Source organism: Streptomyces sp. NPDC002787 (assembly GCF_053592095.1).
In genome coordinates this window covers 210,012-224,533 of record NZ_JBSFVC010000009.1, presented here as the reverse complement: position 1 = coordinate 224,533, position 14,522 = coordinate 210,012, and the positions used below count along the sequence as shown (strand labels likewise).

Below are 14,522 nucleotides of genomic sequence, written 5' to 3'. Positions count from 1 at the left end.
GTCCGGCGAGGCGCTTGGCGGCGGCCGGGGCGGGGCGGCGGCCGGTGCGAATCCTGGCGGCAGGCCCGAAAGGCGCTCCGGTGCGACGCCCGGTGCGAATCCTGGCGCGGCGTCCGGCGGGAGGCCTGACAGGGCGCCCGGCGGCAGGCCCGACGCGGCATCCGGCGGACGGACCGCTGGGGCAGCCGGCGGCAGGCCCGACGCGGCGCCCGGCGGGAAGCCCGGCACGGCACTCGGCGGGCAGCCCGGGGCGACGCCTGGCGGGAAGCCCGACAGGCATCCCGGTGCGAATCCTGGCGCGACGTCCAGCGGGGGTGCCGGTTCGGCGTCCGGCGGGACGCTTGGCGGCGGCCGGGGCGGGACGGCGGCCGGTGGCCGGCCCGACGGGACGCCCGGTGCGGCGCCCGGCGGGAAGCCGGACGGCAGGCCCGGCGCGGCGTCCGGCAGTAACTCCAGCGCGGCACCCGGCGGAAGGCCCGACGGGACGTCCGCCGGAAAGCCCGGCTCGGCACTCGGCGGAAAGCCGGACGGCAGGCCCGGCACCGCCTCCGGCGGGAACTCCGGTCAGGCATCTGCCGCCAAGCCCGGCACGACGCCCGGCGGCAGGCCCGGCGCGGCAGCCGGTGGCCAGTCCGGCGCGGCAGCCGCCCGTACGGCCGACGGGAAGCCGACGCGTCCCTCTGACGGGAAGCCGACTCGCCCCTCTGCCGGTATGCCCATCGGAGCCCGTGACAACAGGCCCGGCGGAGCGCCTGACGCCAAGTCCACCGGTACCCCTGGTGTGAGGCCCGGCGGAATCCCCGGCGGGAAGCCCGGCGGAGACCCTGGTCGCAGGCCCGGCGGAGTTCCCGGTCGCGGGACCGGGCCCGCGGTCGGGGCGGTGGGCGGTGGGGAGGGGGGCGATACTCCCACCACCACGCTCGGTATCACGCCCGCGCGGACGCCCGGCGAGGACACGCCCACTCAGGCTCTCGGTGTCATCCCCTCCGGGAAGGCCGCCGCCGCTGCCTCCGTCGTGTCCACCGACGTGCCCGACATCACGCCCGAGCCCGCGAAGGGCAAGGCGAAGAAGCGCAAGCGGCCCAAGCGCACCGGCTTCAAGCGACTGATCCCCACCTGGCGCATGGTGCTCGGCACCTTCGTGCTCGGCCTCATGCTGATCATGGGCGCCTTCGTGCTGGGCTACAACATGGTCCACATCCCGAAGCCCCAGGACGCCGCGACCAAGCAGTCCAACGTCTACCTGTACGCGGACGGCACCCAGATCGCCCGCGACGGCGAGGTCAACCGCGAGAACGTCCCGCTGTCGAAGGTCTCCAAGGCCGCGCAGCACGCCGTACTGGCCGCCGAGGACCGCGACTTCTACACCGAGCCGGCCATCGACGCCAAGGCCATGGTCCGCGCCGCCTGGAACACCGCGACCGGCAAGGGCAAGCAGTCCGGCTCGACGATCACCCAGCAGTACGTGAAGAACTACTACCTGGCCCAGGACCAGACCGTCACCCGCAAGGTGAAGGAGTTCTTCATCGCCATCAAGCTGGACCGCGAGGTCACCAAGGACGAGATCCTCGAGGGCTACCTCAACACCAGCTTCTTCGGCCGCAACGCCTACGGCATCCAGGCCGCCGCCCAGGCCTACTACGGCGTCGACGCCGACGAACTCACCGCCGGACAGGGCGCCTACCTCGCCGCGCTGGTCAACGCGCCCAGCATGTACGACGTCGTCGCCCACCCCGAGAACACCAAGGCGGCCGTCGCCCGCTGGAACTACGTCCTCGACGGCATGGTCAAGGAGGGCTGGCTCAAGCAGTCCGAGCGCTCCGGCATGAAGTTCCCGACGCCGAAGCAGACCACCACGTCCACCGCCTTCTCCGGCCAGCGCGGCTACCTCGTCGAGGCCATCAAGTCGTACCTCGTCACCAACAAGATCATCGACGAGGAGGCGCTGGAGAACGGCGGTGGCTACCGCATCACCACCACCATCCAGCCCAAGATGCAGAACGCCTTCATCAAGGCCGTCGACGACCAGCTCATGGACAAGCTCGACAAGAAGAACCGCAAGGTCGACAACTACGTCCGCGCCGGCGGCGTCTCCATCGACCCGAAGTCCGGCAAGGTCATCGCGATGTACGGCGGCATCGACTACACCAAGCAGTACGTGAACAACGCGACCCGCCGCGACTTCCAGGTCGGCTCGACCTTCAAGCCGTTCGTGTTCACCGCCGCCGTGGAGAACGCCTCCAACACCCAGAGCGGCCAGGCGATCACCCCGAACACGATCTACGACGGCACCAACAAGCGGCCCGTGAGGGGCTGGCCCGGCCCGGTCTACGACCCCGAGAACGAGGACTTCGTCAACTACGGCAACATCACCGTCCGCCAGGCCACCCAGAGCTCCGTGAACTCGGTGTACGCGCAGATGGCCGTGGACGTCGGCCCCGAGAAGGTCAGGAAGACCGCGATCGACCTCGGACTGCCCAAGAACACCCCGGACATGAACCCGTACCCGTCCATCGCCCTGGGCACCGCCACCGCGAGCGTCCTCGACATGACGGAGGCGTACGCCACGCTCGCCAACCACGGCAAGCACGGCACGTACACGATGATCGAGAAGATCTCCAAGGACGGCGAGGCGATCAAGCTCCCCTCCACGGAGTCCACGCAGGCCGTCAGCCGCAAGGCCGCCGACACCACCACCGCCGTGCTGCAGAGCGTCGTCCAGAGCGGCACCGCCACCGCCGCGCAGGCCTCCGGCCACCCGGTGGCCGGCAAGACCGGTACGGCCGAGGAGGACAAGGCGGCCTGGTTCGCCGGCTACACCCCCGACCTCGCCACGGTCGTCTCCGTCATGGGCCAGGACCCCAAGACGGGCGTCCACAAGCCGCTGTACGGCGCCATGGGCCTGCCCCGTATCAACGGCGGTGGGGCGCCAACGGAGATCTGGGCACAGTTCACCAAGGCCGCCCTGAAGGGCAAGAAGGTCAAGGACTTCGACCTCGACCTCCAGATCGGCGCCGACGTCGTCATCACCCCGCCCAGCACCCCCGCCGACGAGCCCGGCGCCACGGGCGAGGAGGAGACCGGCGGCGCCACGGGCGAGGAGGAGACCGGCCGGCCGGACGACGGCACCGACGGGGGCACGGCCACCGGCGGCACCCCCGCGACCGACGGCGGCACCACCACCGGCGGCACCCCCGCGACCGACGGCGGAACGACGTCCACCGGCGGCCCCACAACGGACGGCGGAACGACGTCCACCGGCGGCCCCACAACGGACGGCGGAACGACCACCGACGGAGGCACCACCACCGACGGAGGCACGACGGACGGCGGAGGGACGACAGGGGGCGGGACGACGGAGGGGACGTTCCCCTAGCGCCCTGACGGCCTGACGGCCTGAGCGGCCTTATCCGGACGACAGAAGGGGCTGGTGACGATGGTCACCAGCCCCTTCTGTCCACTGAACCCCCGCGATGTCCCCGCGCGAGACGCGATCAGAGATACAGGCCCGTGGAGTCCTCCGACCCCTCGAACCGGTCCGCGGCCACGGCGTGCAGGTCACGCTCACGCATCAGGACGTACGCGACGCCCCGGACCTCGACCTCGGCCCGGTCCTCGGGGTCGTAGAGGACGCGGTCGCCGGGCTCGACGGTGCGGACGTTCTGGCCGACCGCGACGACCTCGGCCCAGGCGAGCCGCCGGCCCACGGCCGCCGTCGCGGGGATCAGGATGCCGCCGCCGGAACGCCGCTCGCCCTCGGCGGTGTCCTGCCGCACGAGCACACGGTCGTGCAGCATCCGGATGGGCAACTTGTCGTGCTGGGTCTTCTCGCTCACGCCCCGAACCTACCTGTCTTCCCGACCCGTCTCCGTCAGGCCCTACGACGCCGGGTCCCGAGGGCGAGCAGCCCCACGACGCCGACGACCACGAGGGCGACCGGCACGATGCGCTCGACGCGCGGCGCCCCGTCCGCGTCGACGAACTGACCCCTGACGTCGCTGACCACACGATTGACCGATACGTACGCCTTGCCGAGGGTGTGGTCGATGTTGGAGACGACCTTGGCTTTGGCGTCGCCCACGATGGTCTTGGGATGCACCCGGACGCCGATCTCGTCGAGCGTCTCGGCGAGATCGGCGCGGCGGCGCTTGATGTCCGCCTCGATCTCGACCGGCGTCCTGGGGTCCGAGGTATCCGCCACCGCGCTGCCTCCGTTGTCGCTAAAAGTCTTTTGTTCCGGACAGTCTGTCAGCTCCACCCGGCCCCGGACCCTCAGGGCCCGCCATTACGCTGGACCGATGAGCGAGCGACTCCAGCCCGGGGACGTGGCCCCCGCCTTCACCCTCCCGGACGCCGACGGCAACGAGGTGTCCCTGTCCGACCACAAGGGCCGCAAGGTCATCGTCTACTTCTACCCGGCGGCCCTGACACCCGGCTGCACCAAGCAGGCCTGCGACTTCACCGACAACCTGGAGCTCCTCGCGGACGCCGGGTACGACGTCCTCGGCATCTCCCCCGACGCCCCCGAGAAACTCGCCAAGTTCCGCGAGAAGGAGTCCCTGAAGGTCACCCTTCTCGGCGACCCCGACAAGACGGTCCTCGACGCGTACGGCGCGTTCGGCGAGAAGAAGAACTACGGCAAGACGTACATGGGCGTCATCCGCTCCACGATCGTCGTCGACGAGGAGGGCAAGGTCGAACGGGCCCTCTACAACGTCCGCGCGACGGGCCACGTGGCGAAGATCATCAAGGACATCGGCATCTGAGCCCCCGCCCCGCCGACTGAGAACGGCCCGTACCGGATCACCCCCGGTACGGGCCGTCCGCATTTCAGGCGCGACTGTCCGATTAACGGTTCGTTACTCCGTACGAGACCACGAACACGTGGCCGGGATGGAGGGGTTCGATGGCGGCAAGCGCATACACCAAGGAGCGACTGGAGGAGGCGGCTCGGGGGGCATGGACGCTGTCGGAGGCGCTGGGGAGGCTCGGGGTGGATCCGAAGAGCTCGACGCGACGGTACGTCTTCGAGCGGATGAAGAAACTGGGAGTGGATGTCTCGCACTTCGAGCAGGAGGGCGTGAAGTGGACGCGGGAGATCCTTCAGGAGGCCGTTACGGCGTCGACGAACATGTGCGAAGTCCTGCGGCGTCTCGGACTCGAGGTCGTCGGTGGACACCACACGCACATCAGCCGCCGGATCAAGGCGTACGGCATCGACATCTCGCACTTCCGGTTGCCGACGCAGCGGGGCAGGACATGGCGTCCCCGAACTCCGGAAGCACTGCTCGTCGAGCAGCCGGTCGGCCAGGCTCGGCGTATCCCGAGCGACCGGCTCAGGTGGGCGATAAGGGCGTCCGGTGTGCCGGAGCAATGTGCCCTGTGCGGGACGGACGCGGTGTGGCGGGGGTACGCGCTCCCCTTGGAGGTCGACCACATCGACGGCAATTGGCGCGACAACCGCATCGGGAACCTGCGGTTCCTGTGCCCCAACTGCCACTCGACGACGGACACTTACCGAGGGCGCGGCAAAGGACGTTCCTCGTGAGCAGCGGTGTGCGGTACACCCGGGAGCGGTTGGCGCAGGCAGCGGCACAGTGTTCCGACATCGAGGAGGTCATCGCCTTCTTCGGCACACGGCCTTATGGGCAACTGCGCCGCCATCTCTTTCGCCGCTTCGATCGTTTCGGGATCGACGTGTCCCACATGCCCCGCCAAAGGCGAGCGAGAGCAACACCCGACAGACCAGCCGCCGACGAGCTGCGCCGAGCCGTCGAGGAAGCAACCTCCCTGGCAGGCGCACTCCGCGCTCTGGGGATGGAGCCCTACAACAGCAGGCTGCGCGCCCAGCTCCGCTGCTGGGTGACCGAGGCCGGTGTCGACACATCCCACTTCTTGGGCCAGGCGCATCAGCGTGGCGGGCCGGGCACCACACCCCTCAGGAGCGCCGAAGACCTCCTGATCCGGCACGACGGCGCGCGTCGGACGAGAACGCACCTGCTGCGCAGGGCGCTCTCGGAGGTGGGCGAAGTCGAGGAGTGCGCAGAGTGCGGTATCGGCCCCGAGTGGCTCGGCAAGCCCATGACCTTGGAGGTCGACCACATCAACGGGGATTGGCGGGATGATCGGCGGCAGAATCTGCGGCTGTTGTGCCCGAACTGCCACGCAGTCACCAGTACCTGGTGTCGAGGCGGTCGACGGCGAACCCTGTAACGTAGGGGAATGCACAGGCGCCCGTACGCCAAGGGCTGAGCGGCAATCTTTAGGTGGTTGTGTTTGTCGGTTCGAATCCGACCGGGCGTACAGAAAGAAGGAGCCCCGCGCCTTCGATTCGAAGGCGCGGGGCTCCTTCGTGAAGTCAGCCCAACAGCTCCCGCAACACCGGCACCAGCCCTCGGAACGCCTTGCCCCGGTGGCTGATCGCGTTCTTCTCCTCCGGCGACAGCTCCGCGCACGTTCGGGACTCTCCCTCCGGCTGGAGGATCGGGTCGTAGCCGAAGCCGTTCGTGCCGACGGGGGTGTGGCGGAGGGTGCCCCTCAGGCGGCCCTCGACGACCCGCTCCGTGCCGTCCGGCAGGGCGAGGGCGGCGGCGCAGGCGAAGTGGGCGCCCCGGTGTTCGTCGGCGATGTCGCCGAGCTGGGCCAGGAGCAGGTCCAGGTTGGCCTTGTCGTCGCCGTGGCGGCCGGCCCAGCGGGCGGAGAAGATGCCCGGGGCACCGTTCAGGACGTCGACGCAGAGGCCGGAGTCGTCGGCGATGGCGGGGAAGCCCGTGGCCCGGGCGAGGGCGTGGGCCTTCAGCAGGGCGTTCTCGGCGAAGGTGACGCCGGTTTCCCTGACGTCGGGGACGTCGGGGTAGGCGTCCGCGCCGACGAGGTCGTGGGAGAGGCCTGCGTCGGCGAGGATGGCCTTCAGCTCGGTGAGCTTGCCGGCGTTGCGGGTGGCGAGGATCAGGCGGGTCATGCCCACCAGTATCGCGATCCCCGCCGGCCGCCTCCCGCGAGTTACGACGTGCAGACCTTCGTCAGCTCGCCCGCCGCATCCGTGATGCCGCTGATGTCGGGGGTGGCGTCCCCGTTCTCCACGGCCGTACGCGTGTCGGTGACGGCCTTCTGGAGGTCGTCGACGGCCTTGTTGACGTCGGTGTTGTCGGTCTTGTCGCCGATCTCGTCGAGGTTCTTGTCGATGGAGTCGAGGGACTCCTCCAGCTGCGTCGGGTCGTTCGCGGCGCTCTCGACGGCCTGCTGGAGGTCGCCCACGCTCTGGGCGATGGCCTCGGCGGTCTGGACGCAGTCCAGGGCCTTGCTCACGGCGTCACAGCCGGTGGTGAGCCCGGCCGTGAGGGCGACGGCAGCTACGGCTCCGGCGATGGCGGTCATACGACGTCGGCGGCTCGCGGCCATGGAACGGTCCTCCTGGTGGATGCAGGCCTGACGGCCCCTGGGTACGGCAACTGCCGATATGGCCGGGCGCACGGTGGTGTGCCGTGCGCCCGTATGTGCAAGGACGCGGGCGAGGCCGTCGTGGTTGCTGTCGGCGGCCACCGCTCTTGGGGTGCTCTTTACCTTTCGAGGACCGTATCAAGGGCCTTGCGCTGCAGGAGCGCCAGCTCCGTGCAGCCGGAAACGGCCAGGTCGAGCAGCGAGTTGAGTTCCTCGCGGGCGAACGGCTCGGCCTCGGCGGTGCCCTGGACCTCGACGAAGCGGCCGTCGCCGGTGCAGACGACGTTCATGTCGGTGTCGGCCTTGACGTCCTCCTCGTAGCAGAGGTCGAGGAGGGGGACGCCGCCGACGATGCCGACGGAGACCGCCGAGACGGTGCCCGTCAGGGGCTGGCGGTTGGCCCTGATCAGCTTCTTGCCCTGGGCCCAGGACACGGCGTCGGCCAGGGCCACGTACGCGCCGGTGATGGCCGCCGTGCGGGTGCCGCCGTCGGCCTGGAGGACGTCGCAGTCCAGGACGATGGTGTTCTCGCCGAGCGCCTTGTAGTCGATGACGGCGCGCAGGGAGCGGCCGATGAGGCGGGAGATCTCGTGGGTGCGGCCGCCGATCTTGCCGCGTACGGATTCGCGGTCGCCGCGGGTGTTGGTGGCGCGGGGGAGCATGGAGTACTCGGCGGTCACCCAGCCCTCGCCGCTGCCCTTGCGCCAGCGGGGGACGCCCTCGGTGACGGAGGCGGTGCAGAAGACCTTCGTGTCGCCGAAGGAGACGAGGACGGAGCCCTCGGCGTGCTTGCTCCACCCGCGTTCGATGGTGATGGGGCGGAGCTGTTCGGGCGTGCGGCCGTCGATACGAGACATGGCGCTGAGCCTAGCGGCACATACGGAAGGGGCTCCTCCCCCAGCGGGAAGGAGCCCCTGCGACGGCCGTGGCGGTGCGTCCGGCCCACCGCCTCGGGGCGGGCGGGCGCGGTTCAGCCTCGGGGCGAGCGGGCGCGGTTCACATCATGTCTTCGATCTCCGCGGCGATGGGGTCGGCGTCCGTGCCGATGACGACCTGGATCGCGGTGCCCATCTTGACGACGCCGTGGGCTCCGGCGGCCTTGAGGGCGGCCTCGTCGACGAGGGAGGGGTCGTTGACCTCGGTGCGCAGGCGCGTGATGCAGCCTTCGACCTCTTCGATGTTGTCGAGGCCGCCGAGTCCGGCGACGATCTTCTCAGCCTTACTGGCCATGGCTACTCTCCCTGTTTCCCTGATCCGAGCCGCTTTGTCTCAGTGACCCACGGTTGACCGTACGCGGGACAGCTTGCGGGACCGCCCCGCGACTGGTCTACACCACTGAGGGAGTGGGTGCCAAATGACCCGCCCCGGCGGTCAGGTCGTGGGGGTGTCCGCGTTTTCCGTGCCCTGGCCGGGGATGGGCGATCCGCCGTGGTGGGGCGCCTGATCCGCGTTGGGGGTCGTCTGCCCCTCGTCGGGGGTCGTCTGATCCTCGTTGGGAGTCGTCTGATCCTCGTTGGGGGTCTCGGACTTGCCGCGGCCGGCGTCGAGGCCCCGGAGTGCGGGCAGGGCCACGATCGCGAGGGTGACCACGCACCAGGCGACGGCGAGGAGTGCGCCGGTCTGGCGGAGGCCGATCCAGTCGACGGCCAGACCGGCGACGAGGGTGCCCAGCGGGACGGCGGTCATCGATACGGCGTTCTGGAGTCCGAGGACTCGGCCGCGTACCTCCTCCGGGATCCGTTCGGTGACGAGGACCAGGAAGAGTGCGGGCAGCGGGCCCGCGCCGGCGCCGGCCAGGACGGCGGCCGCCCACATGACGGGCACCGGGGGCAGGAGCGCGAGCCCGGCGATGCCGATGGTGGAGGTGAGCTGGGCGGCGACGAAGACGGTGCGGCGTGTCCAGCGGGTGCCGATGGCCGCGTACAGGCCGGCGCCGGCGATGCCGCCGACGGCGAGGAGGGAGACCACGACGCCGAAGCCGCCGGGTGAGTCCTTGCCCACGAGGTGGACGGGGAGCACCAGGTTCTGGAGCGGGGCGAGGACGGCGACGCTGCCGGCCGAGACCAGGGTGACGGCGGTGAGGACGCGGTCGCCGCGCAGGACGCCGAGTCCGCGCTTGAGGTCGCTGCGCAGGCCGGCGCCCTGGGCCGTGGCGGTGGGCTGGGCGCCGATGGTCTTGGGGAGGGCGAGGGTGACGAGCGCGGCGAGGGCCGAGCAGCCGGCGGTGAGCCAGAGGACGGTCGCCGGGTCGACGAGCATGATGAGTCCGCCGGCGGCGGCCGGGGCGAGGATCACGACGCCGCCGGCGATGCTCTCGCGGAGTCCGGCGAGGCGTTCCATGCCGATGCCGGTGGCTTCGGCGATGTCCGGTGCGAGGGCCTCCCGGGCGGTCATGCCGGGTACGTCGAAGACGGCGCCGGCGACTCCGAGGACGACGAACCAGACGACGGTGAGGCCGAGGAGGCCGTCGACGACGGGGAGTGCGGCGACGCAGGCGGCGGAGGCGAGGTCGGCGCCGATGGAGAGGCGGCGGCGGCCGACGCGGTCGATGAGTACGCCTCCGGCGACGGCCGACAGGAGCATCGGCAGGGCGCTCGCGGCGGCGACGAGGCCGACCGCGGTGGCGTCGCCGGTGCGCAGCAGCACCAGCCAGGGGAGGGCGATGGAGGCCACGGTGTTGCCCAGCAGGGACAGGCCGTGGGAGATGAGGTAGAGCGGCAGCATCGGGGCATTCTGGGTCGGGGGCCGGTGGCCCGTCGGATGGTTGACCGGCGTCGCCGCCGGGTGGCCGGGGGTTCAGAGCGGCCGGGGTCCCCGGCAGTCGGAGTTCCCGGGTGGTCCGGGGCCCCAACTGTCGAGACTTCCCGAGCTGCCGGGGCCCCCGGCAGCTCGGATTCCGGGATGATCCCGGCCCCCAACTGTCGGGACTTCCCGAACGGCCGGGACCCCCGGCCGTTCGGGGCACCGTCGGCCCGGGTCCCGGCTTGCCGAGGGCCCCAGGGTGACCGGGGGCTCCCAGGCGACCGGGGGCTATCGGCCGACCGGCAGCTCCCAGGCGACCGGAGGCGTCCGGCTGGCCGACAGCTCCCAGCGACCGGAAGCTCCCGGGTAGCCGAGGGCTCCCAACAACCGGAAGCTTCTTGCTAGCCGGGGCCTCGCAGCGACCGGAGGCTCCGGCTAGCCGAGGGCTCCCAGCGGCCGGAAGCTTCCGGCCGGCCGAGGGCTCCCAGTGACCGGGGGCTCCCAGGTGACCGGAGACTTCCGGCTAGCCAGGTGCTCCCAGCAACCGGGGCCCCAGCAACCGAAAGCCTCCGACTAGCCGGGGCCCCGCAGAGACCGGAGGCTTCCGGCTAGCCGAGGGCTCCCAGTGACCGGGAACTTCGGCTAGCCGAGGGCTCCCAGCAACCGGGGGCTGTCGGCTAGCCGAGGGCTCCCAGTGACCGGGGGTTCCCAGGTGACCGGAAGCTTCCGGCTAGCCGGGCCCCGCAGAGACCGGAGGCTTCCGGCTAGCGGAGGGCTTCCGGCCGACCGAGGGTTCCCAGTGACCGGGGGCTGTCGGCCGACCGAGGGCTCCCAGCAACCGGAAGCTGTCGACCGGCCGGGGGCTCCCAGCGACCGGAGGCGTCCGGCTGGCCGAGGGCTCCCAGTGACCGGGAGCCCCCAGCTGACCGGAAGCTTCTGGCTAGCCGAGGGCTCCCAGTAACCGGTGCCCCAGCAACCGGAAGCCTCCGGCTAGCCGAGGGCTCCCAGCGACCGGAGGCTCCCGGCCGGCCGGGGGCCCCGTGACCGGAAGCCTCCGGCCAGCCGGGCCTCGCAGCGACCGGGCTCCCCGTAACCGAGGGCTTCCGGCCGGCCGGAGACCCCCGGCTCCGTCAGTCAGGTGTGTCGAAGGCGTAGCGGGAGATGTGGCCGATGCCGCGCAGTACCGGGAGCCGGGACAGGACGTGGGTGTCGATCCGCATGCGTAGCCGCAGTTTGCGGGGCAGGTGGCGCACATCGACCCCGGCCGCGGTGGCGTACGCGCTGTCGGCCTCGATCAGCCGCAACCCGGGTATCCCGCGCTCCAGTTCGCGTGGGTCGTCCACGCCCCAGGCCAGCCGGGCGCCCGTCTTGCGGAAGAGGGTCAGGGAGCGGGTGGACCGTACGGCGAACCGGGAGTACGTGTCGAACAGCAGCTCGCCGTGCGGGAAGCGGGCGACGAGGGTGCGCAGCAGGTGGGGCCCCTCGTCGGCGGAGAGGTACATGCTGAGGCCCTCGGCGACCACGAGGACGGGGCGGTCGGTGGGGACCTGGGCCGGCCAGTCCGTTTCGGTGACGGAGGCGGCGAGGGTCTCGTGGCCGGGGCGGGCCGGGTAGAGCCGCTTGCGCAGTTCGATGACGTCGGGCTGGTCGAGGTCGAACCAGCGCACGCCGGGGCCGGGGGCGAGACGCTCGAACCTGCTGTCCAGGCCGCAGCCGAGATGGACCACGGTGGATTCGGGGTGGGCGTCGAGGAATGCGCGGACCCGCCGGTCGAAATAGCGGGCGCGCAGGGCCACGCCGACGGCGGAGGTCTCTCCCATGCCGAGCCGGCCGAAGTCGTAGTCGATGCGGTCCAGCAGATCGGCCGCGATGCGGTCACCCAGCAGGGGGTGGGCGGATCGGGCGTCGAGCGCGCGGGCGTAGAGGGGGGCGAGGAGTGTCTCCGCCGCACCCGTCAGGGAAATCTTCACGCGACTTCTCGCCTCTCTGCGCATCTCTGCGCACAGAAATAGGGTCGGCGGGAAATTTGGTTCGGCGAGCGCATGATAAAGCCCTCGTCGGATATTTTCCGATCCGCAGGGCCAGCTCGCGTCAACTCCTGTCGCATCATGACGCAGGAGCACCATACACCGTACAACCCGATCGATGCCACTGTCCACCACGCCTCCCACCTGCACATATGCAGGCGACCTGCGAACCTCCCCCGCCGATCGCAAAGTTGATCACGAATACGTGGCCGCGCGCACCCATGAGTGCATGCTGGACGAATGTTTCCAGCCAACCTATACCAATGCTTTAGGCACTGTTGACTCGTGGAATCCACCCCTCCTACGGTGATTCGAGTTGCCGCAACCGGCTCCGGGGGTTGTTTTCGTGCCTGCCGCCAAAAACGTTTCCCTTGTATCAATGCCTTGGAACAGCGTCATCCGACCCTCGATTCAGGTCGGTATTCTGCGCTCACTTGCCGAGAGCGAAGGCTGGCAAGCAGACGCACGCTATTCCTATCTGGATTTCTACGGACTGGCCCAGAGAATGCTCGGGTTCTCCGACGAGAAATGGTCGGAAGCCTATGAGCTGGTCTCCGAAAAGCTCTACCACCTCTCGGTGGGCGACTGGATCTTCTCGTGCCGCCGGGGCGATGCCGAGCGGCGGGAGGCGTACTTCGCCCAGTTACGGGCGAGGCGGGTCGACGACGCGTCGATCGAGCTGGTCGACGCGTTGCGCGAGGTGGCGGACCGGCATGTGGAGCGGACGGCCGAGGCACTGCTTCAGTCCGCGCCGGACGTCGTCGGCTTCACCTCGATGTTCAGTCAGAACGGCCCGTCGCTGGCGGTGGCCGAGCGCCTGCGGGAGCTCGGCTACGGCGGGGTGATCGTGCTGGGCGGCAGCAACTGCGAGGGCTCGATGGGCCGCGCCCTCCTCGCCAACTACCCGGCGGTGGACGCCATCGTGGACGGCCCCGGCGAGGACGCCTTCGTCGCCCTGCTCCGCCAGACCGAGGCCGGCGGCCCGCTCCGTACGCGAGGCCGCCTCGTCACCCGGCTGCCCGCCGACGACGACGCGCGGGCCGCGCCGCTCACCGCCTCCGACCTGGACGTACCCACCCCCAACTACGACGGTTTCTTCGAGCAGTTGCACGCCGCCGGGCTGCACACCCTCGAACCCGAGATCACCCTGCCCGTGGAGTTCTCCCGCGGCTGCTGGTGGGGCGCCAAGACCCACTGCACCTTCTGCGGCCTCAACGGCGCGACCATGGCGTACCGCAGCAAGAACCCCGACACCGTCGCCGACGAGCTGCGGCATCTGATGGACCGCTACGGCGTCCTCGACTTCTTCGCCGTCGACAACATCCTCGACCTCAAATACCTCGACACAGCACTGCCGTTGGTGGAGAAACTCAACACCGACCACTCGCTGTTCTTCGAGGTCAAGGCCAACATGGAATGGGCCGACATCCGGGCCGTGCGCCGCGCGGGGGTCCGTTCCGTGCAGCCGGGGATCGAGAGCCTCAGCACGGAGGGGCTGCGGCATCTCAGGAAGGGCGCCACGGCGTACCAGAACATCCGGTTCCTGCTGGGCTGCGCCGAGTACGGCGTGCGGGCGGACTGGAACATCCTCACCGGGTATCCGCACGAGACGCCCGACTCCCTCAAGGCGCAGCTCGACGTCGTCGCGTCGCTGACGCATCTGACGCCGCCGCACATCACATTGATCCGCTTCGACCGGTTCAGCCCGTACGTCGAGGCGCCCGAGAGCTACGGGCTCACCCTGACCAGCCCGTTGCCGGGCTACCAGTACGCCTATCCCCGCCTGTCCCCGGAGGATCTGTGGGACATCGCGTACCACTTCGAGGGCGACTTCACGGACGATCCCGACAACGGGCCCGTACGGCGCCGGCTCGCCGCGCGCGTCCGGCTGTGGCGCGCGCACCACGAGTCCGCCCGCTTCACCTACCGGCTCGGTTTCGACTCGCTCACCCTCACCGACGAACGACCCGGTCTGCCGCCGCACACCACCACCCTGCGGGGCGAGGAGGCGCGGCTGTTCCGCGCCGTCGTCGGCGGCACCCGGTTCCGCGACCTCCAAGGGCAGGAGTGGCAGGGGGAACGCTGGGACCAGGCCCTGGAAACGCTGCGCACCTGGCAGCGCAAGCGGTGGGTCTACATCGAAGGCACGAAGGTCATCGCACTGGCGGTACGCGAGCAGCCCTCGGCCTATCGCACCCCACCGCCCAAGGGCACTCCCCGGCGGGCTCGTACCCCCGTACCCCTCACGCTCACCGCTCGACCGTAAGGAGGCCGCCCATCGCGCGGATGCGGGCCACCGCGTACCCCATGAGG

13 protein-coding genes and 1 tRNA gene are annotated in these 14,522 nt (G+C 70.4%); 6 read left to right on the top strand and 8 right to left on the bottom strand.

The window, feature by feature from the left end; translation table 11 throughout:
• Positions 1 to 880 precede the first annotated feature (880 nt).
• Positions 881 to 3,376 carry a transglycosylase domain-containing protein gene (locus ACWD26_RS15075; RefSeq protein ID WP_451269973.1) on the top strand — a complete coding sequence of 832 codons (2,496 nt, stop codon included), beginning with the start codon at positions 881 to 883 and terminating at the stop codon, positions 3,374 to 3,376.
• 118 nt (positions 3,377 to 3,494) lie between these two features.
• On the opposite strand, the gene ACWD26_RS15070 is transcribed toward ACWD26_RS15075, so the two are convergent.
• Positions 3,495 to 3,836, bottom strand: a complete 342-nt coding sequence (locus ACWD26_RS15070) for a GroES family chaperonin (RefSeq protein WP_033525031.1) — start codon at positions 3,834 to 3,836, stop codon at positions 3,495 to 3,497.
• Between the two features lie 35 nt (positions 3,837 to 3,871).
• Complete coding sequence (locus ACWD26_RS15065; RefSeq protein WP_451269970.1) at positions 3,872 to 4,201, bottom strand: DUF3618 domain-containing protein; 330 nt, start codon at positions 4,199 to 4,201, stop codon at positions 3,872 to 3,874.
• A 97-nt stretch (positions 4,202 to 4,298) separates the two neighbouring features.
• Between ACWD26_RS15065 and bcp the strand changes: the two genes are divergently transcribed.
• The 4 genes from bcp to ACWD26_RS15045 all read left to right on the top strand — a co-directional run bounded on the left by bcp (position 4,299) and on the right by ACWD26_RS15045 (position 6,303).
• Complete coding sequence (gene bcp / locus ACWD26_RS15060) at positions 4,299 to 4,766, top strand: thioredoxin-dependent thiol peroxidase (protein WP_451269968.1); 468 nt, start codon at positions 4,299 to 4,301, stop codon at positions 4,764 to 4,766.
• 140 nt (positions 4,767 to 4,906) lie between these two features.
• The gene (locus ACWD26_RS15055) at positions 4,907 to 5,548 is read left to right on the top strand and encodes an HNH endonuclease signature motif containing protein (protein ID WP_451269966.1); all 642 of its coding nucleotides are present in this window, start codon (positions 4,907 to 4,909) and stop codon (positions 5,546 to 5,548) included.
• Positions 5,545 to 6,213: an HNH endonuclease gene (locus tag ACWD26_RS15050; RefSeq protein ID WP_451269964.1), complete on the top strand. Its 669-nt coding sequence runs from the start codon at positions 5,545 to 5,547 to the stop codon at positions 6,211 to 6,213. The genes ACWD26_RS15055 and ACWD26_RS15050 overlap by 4 nt, the downstream gene beginning before the upstream one ends.
• Positions 6,214 to 6,230: 17 nt before the next feature.
• Positions 6,231 to 6,303 (top strand) — tRNA-Leu (locus ACWD26_RS15045).
• Between the two features lie 55 nt (positions 6,304 to 6,358).
• On the opposite strand, the gene rdgB is transcribed toward ACWD26_RS15045, so the two are convergent.
• The 6 genes from rdgB to ACWD26_RS15015 form a co-directional block, all read right to left on the bottom strand.
• Positions 6,359 to 6,961 (bottom strand): RdgB/HAM1 family non-canonical purine NTP pyrophosphatase, encoded by a 603-nt coding sequence (gene rdgB / locus ACWD26_RS15040; RefSeq protein WP_451269962.1) that lies wholly within the window; start codon positions 6,959 to 6,961, stop codon positions 6,359 to 6,361.
• Between the two features lie 41 nt (positions 6,962 to 7,002).
• Positions 7,003 to 7,401 (bottom strand): hypothetical protein, encoded by a 399-nt coding sequence (locus ACWD26_RS15035; protein ID WP_451270107.1) that lies wholly within the window; start codon positions 7,399 to 7,401, stop codon positions 7,003 to 7,005.
• A 158-nt stretch (positions 7,402 to 7,559) separates the two neighbouring features.
• On the bottom strand, positions 7,560 to 8,297 hold the full coding sequence (gene rph / locus ACWD26_RS15030; RefSeq protein WP_451269960.1) for a ribonuclease PH: 738 nt from the start codon (positions 8,295 to 8,297) through the stop codon (positions 7,560 to 7,562).
• Positions 8,298 to 8,436: 139 nt separating this feature from the next.
• Entirely contained in the window at positions 8,437 to 8,694 is a 258-nt protein-coding gene (locus tag ACWD26_RS15025) for a glucose PTS transporter subunit EIIB (protein WP_451270105.1), read from the bottom strand.
• A 117-nt stretch (positions 8,695 to 8,811) separates the two neighbouring features.
• A complete protein-coding gene (locus ACWD26_RS15020) occupies positions 8,812 to 10,164 on the bottom strand; it encodes an MFS transporter (protein WP_451269958.1) in 1,353 nt (450 codons plus the stop codon).
• A gap of 1,148 nt (positions 10,165 to 11,312) precedes the next feature.
• Positions 11,313 to 12,152, bottom strand: a complete 840-nt coding sequence (locus ACWD26_RS15015; RefSeq protein WP_451269956.1) for a class I SAM-dependent methyltransferase — start codon at positions 12,150 to 12,152, stop codon at positions 11,313 to 11,315.
• A gap of 373 nt (positions 12,153 to 12,525) precedes the next feature.
• Between ACWD26_RS15015 and ACWD26_RS15010 the strand changes: the two genes are divergently transcribed.
• Positions 12,526 to 14,475: a RiPP maturation radical SAM C-methyltransferase gene (locus tag ACWD26_RS15010; RefSeq protein ID WP_451269954.1), complete on the top strand. Its 1,950-nt coding sequence runs from the start codon at positions 12,526 to 12,528 to the stop codon at positions 14,473 to 14,475.
• Positions 14,476 to 14,522: the final 47 nt, after the last annotated feature.

Excerpts from the sequence above, each read along its gene's own strand:
- ACWD26_RS15055 (WP_451269966.1), top strand. The coding sequence starts at position 4,907 with ATGGCGGCAAGCGCATACACCAAGGAGCGACTGGAGGAGGCGGCTCGG.
- rdgB (WP_451269962.1), bottom strand. The coding sequence starts at position 6,961 with ATGACCCGCCTGATCCTCGCCACCCGCAACGCCGGCAAGCTCACCGAG.
- ACWD26_RS15035 (WP_451270107.1), bottom strand. The coding sequence starts at position 7,401 with ATGGCCGCGAGCCGCCGACGTCGTATGACCGCCATCGCCGGAGCCGTA.
- rph (WP_451269960.1), bottom strand. The coding sequence starts at position 8,297 with ATGTCTCGTATCGACGGCCGCACGCCCGAACAGCTCCGCCCCATCACC.
- ACWD26_RS15020 (WP_451269958.1), bottom strand. The coding sequence starts at position 10,164 with ATGCTGCCGCTCTACCTCATCTCCCACGGCCTGTCCCTGCTGGGCAAC.
- bcp (WP_451269968.1), top strand. The coding sequence starts at position 4,299 with ATGAGCGAGCGACTCCAGCCCGGGGACGTGGCCCCCGCCTTCACCCTC.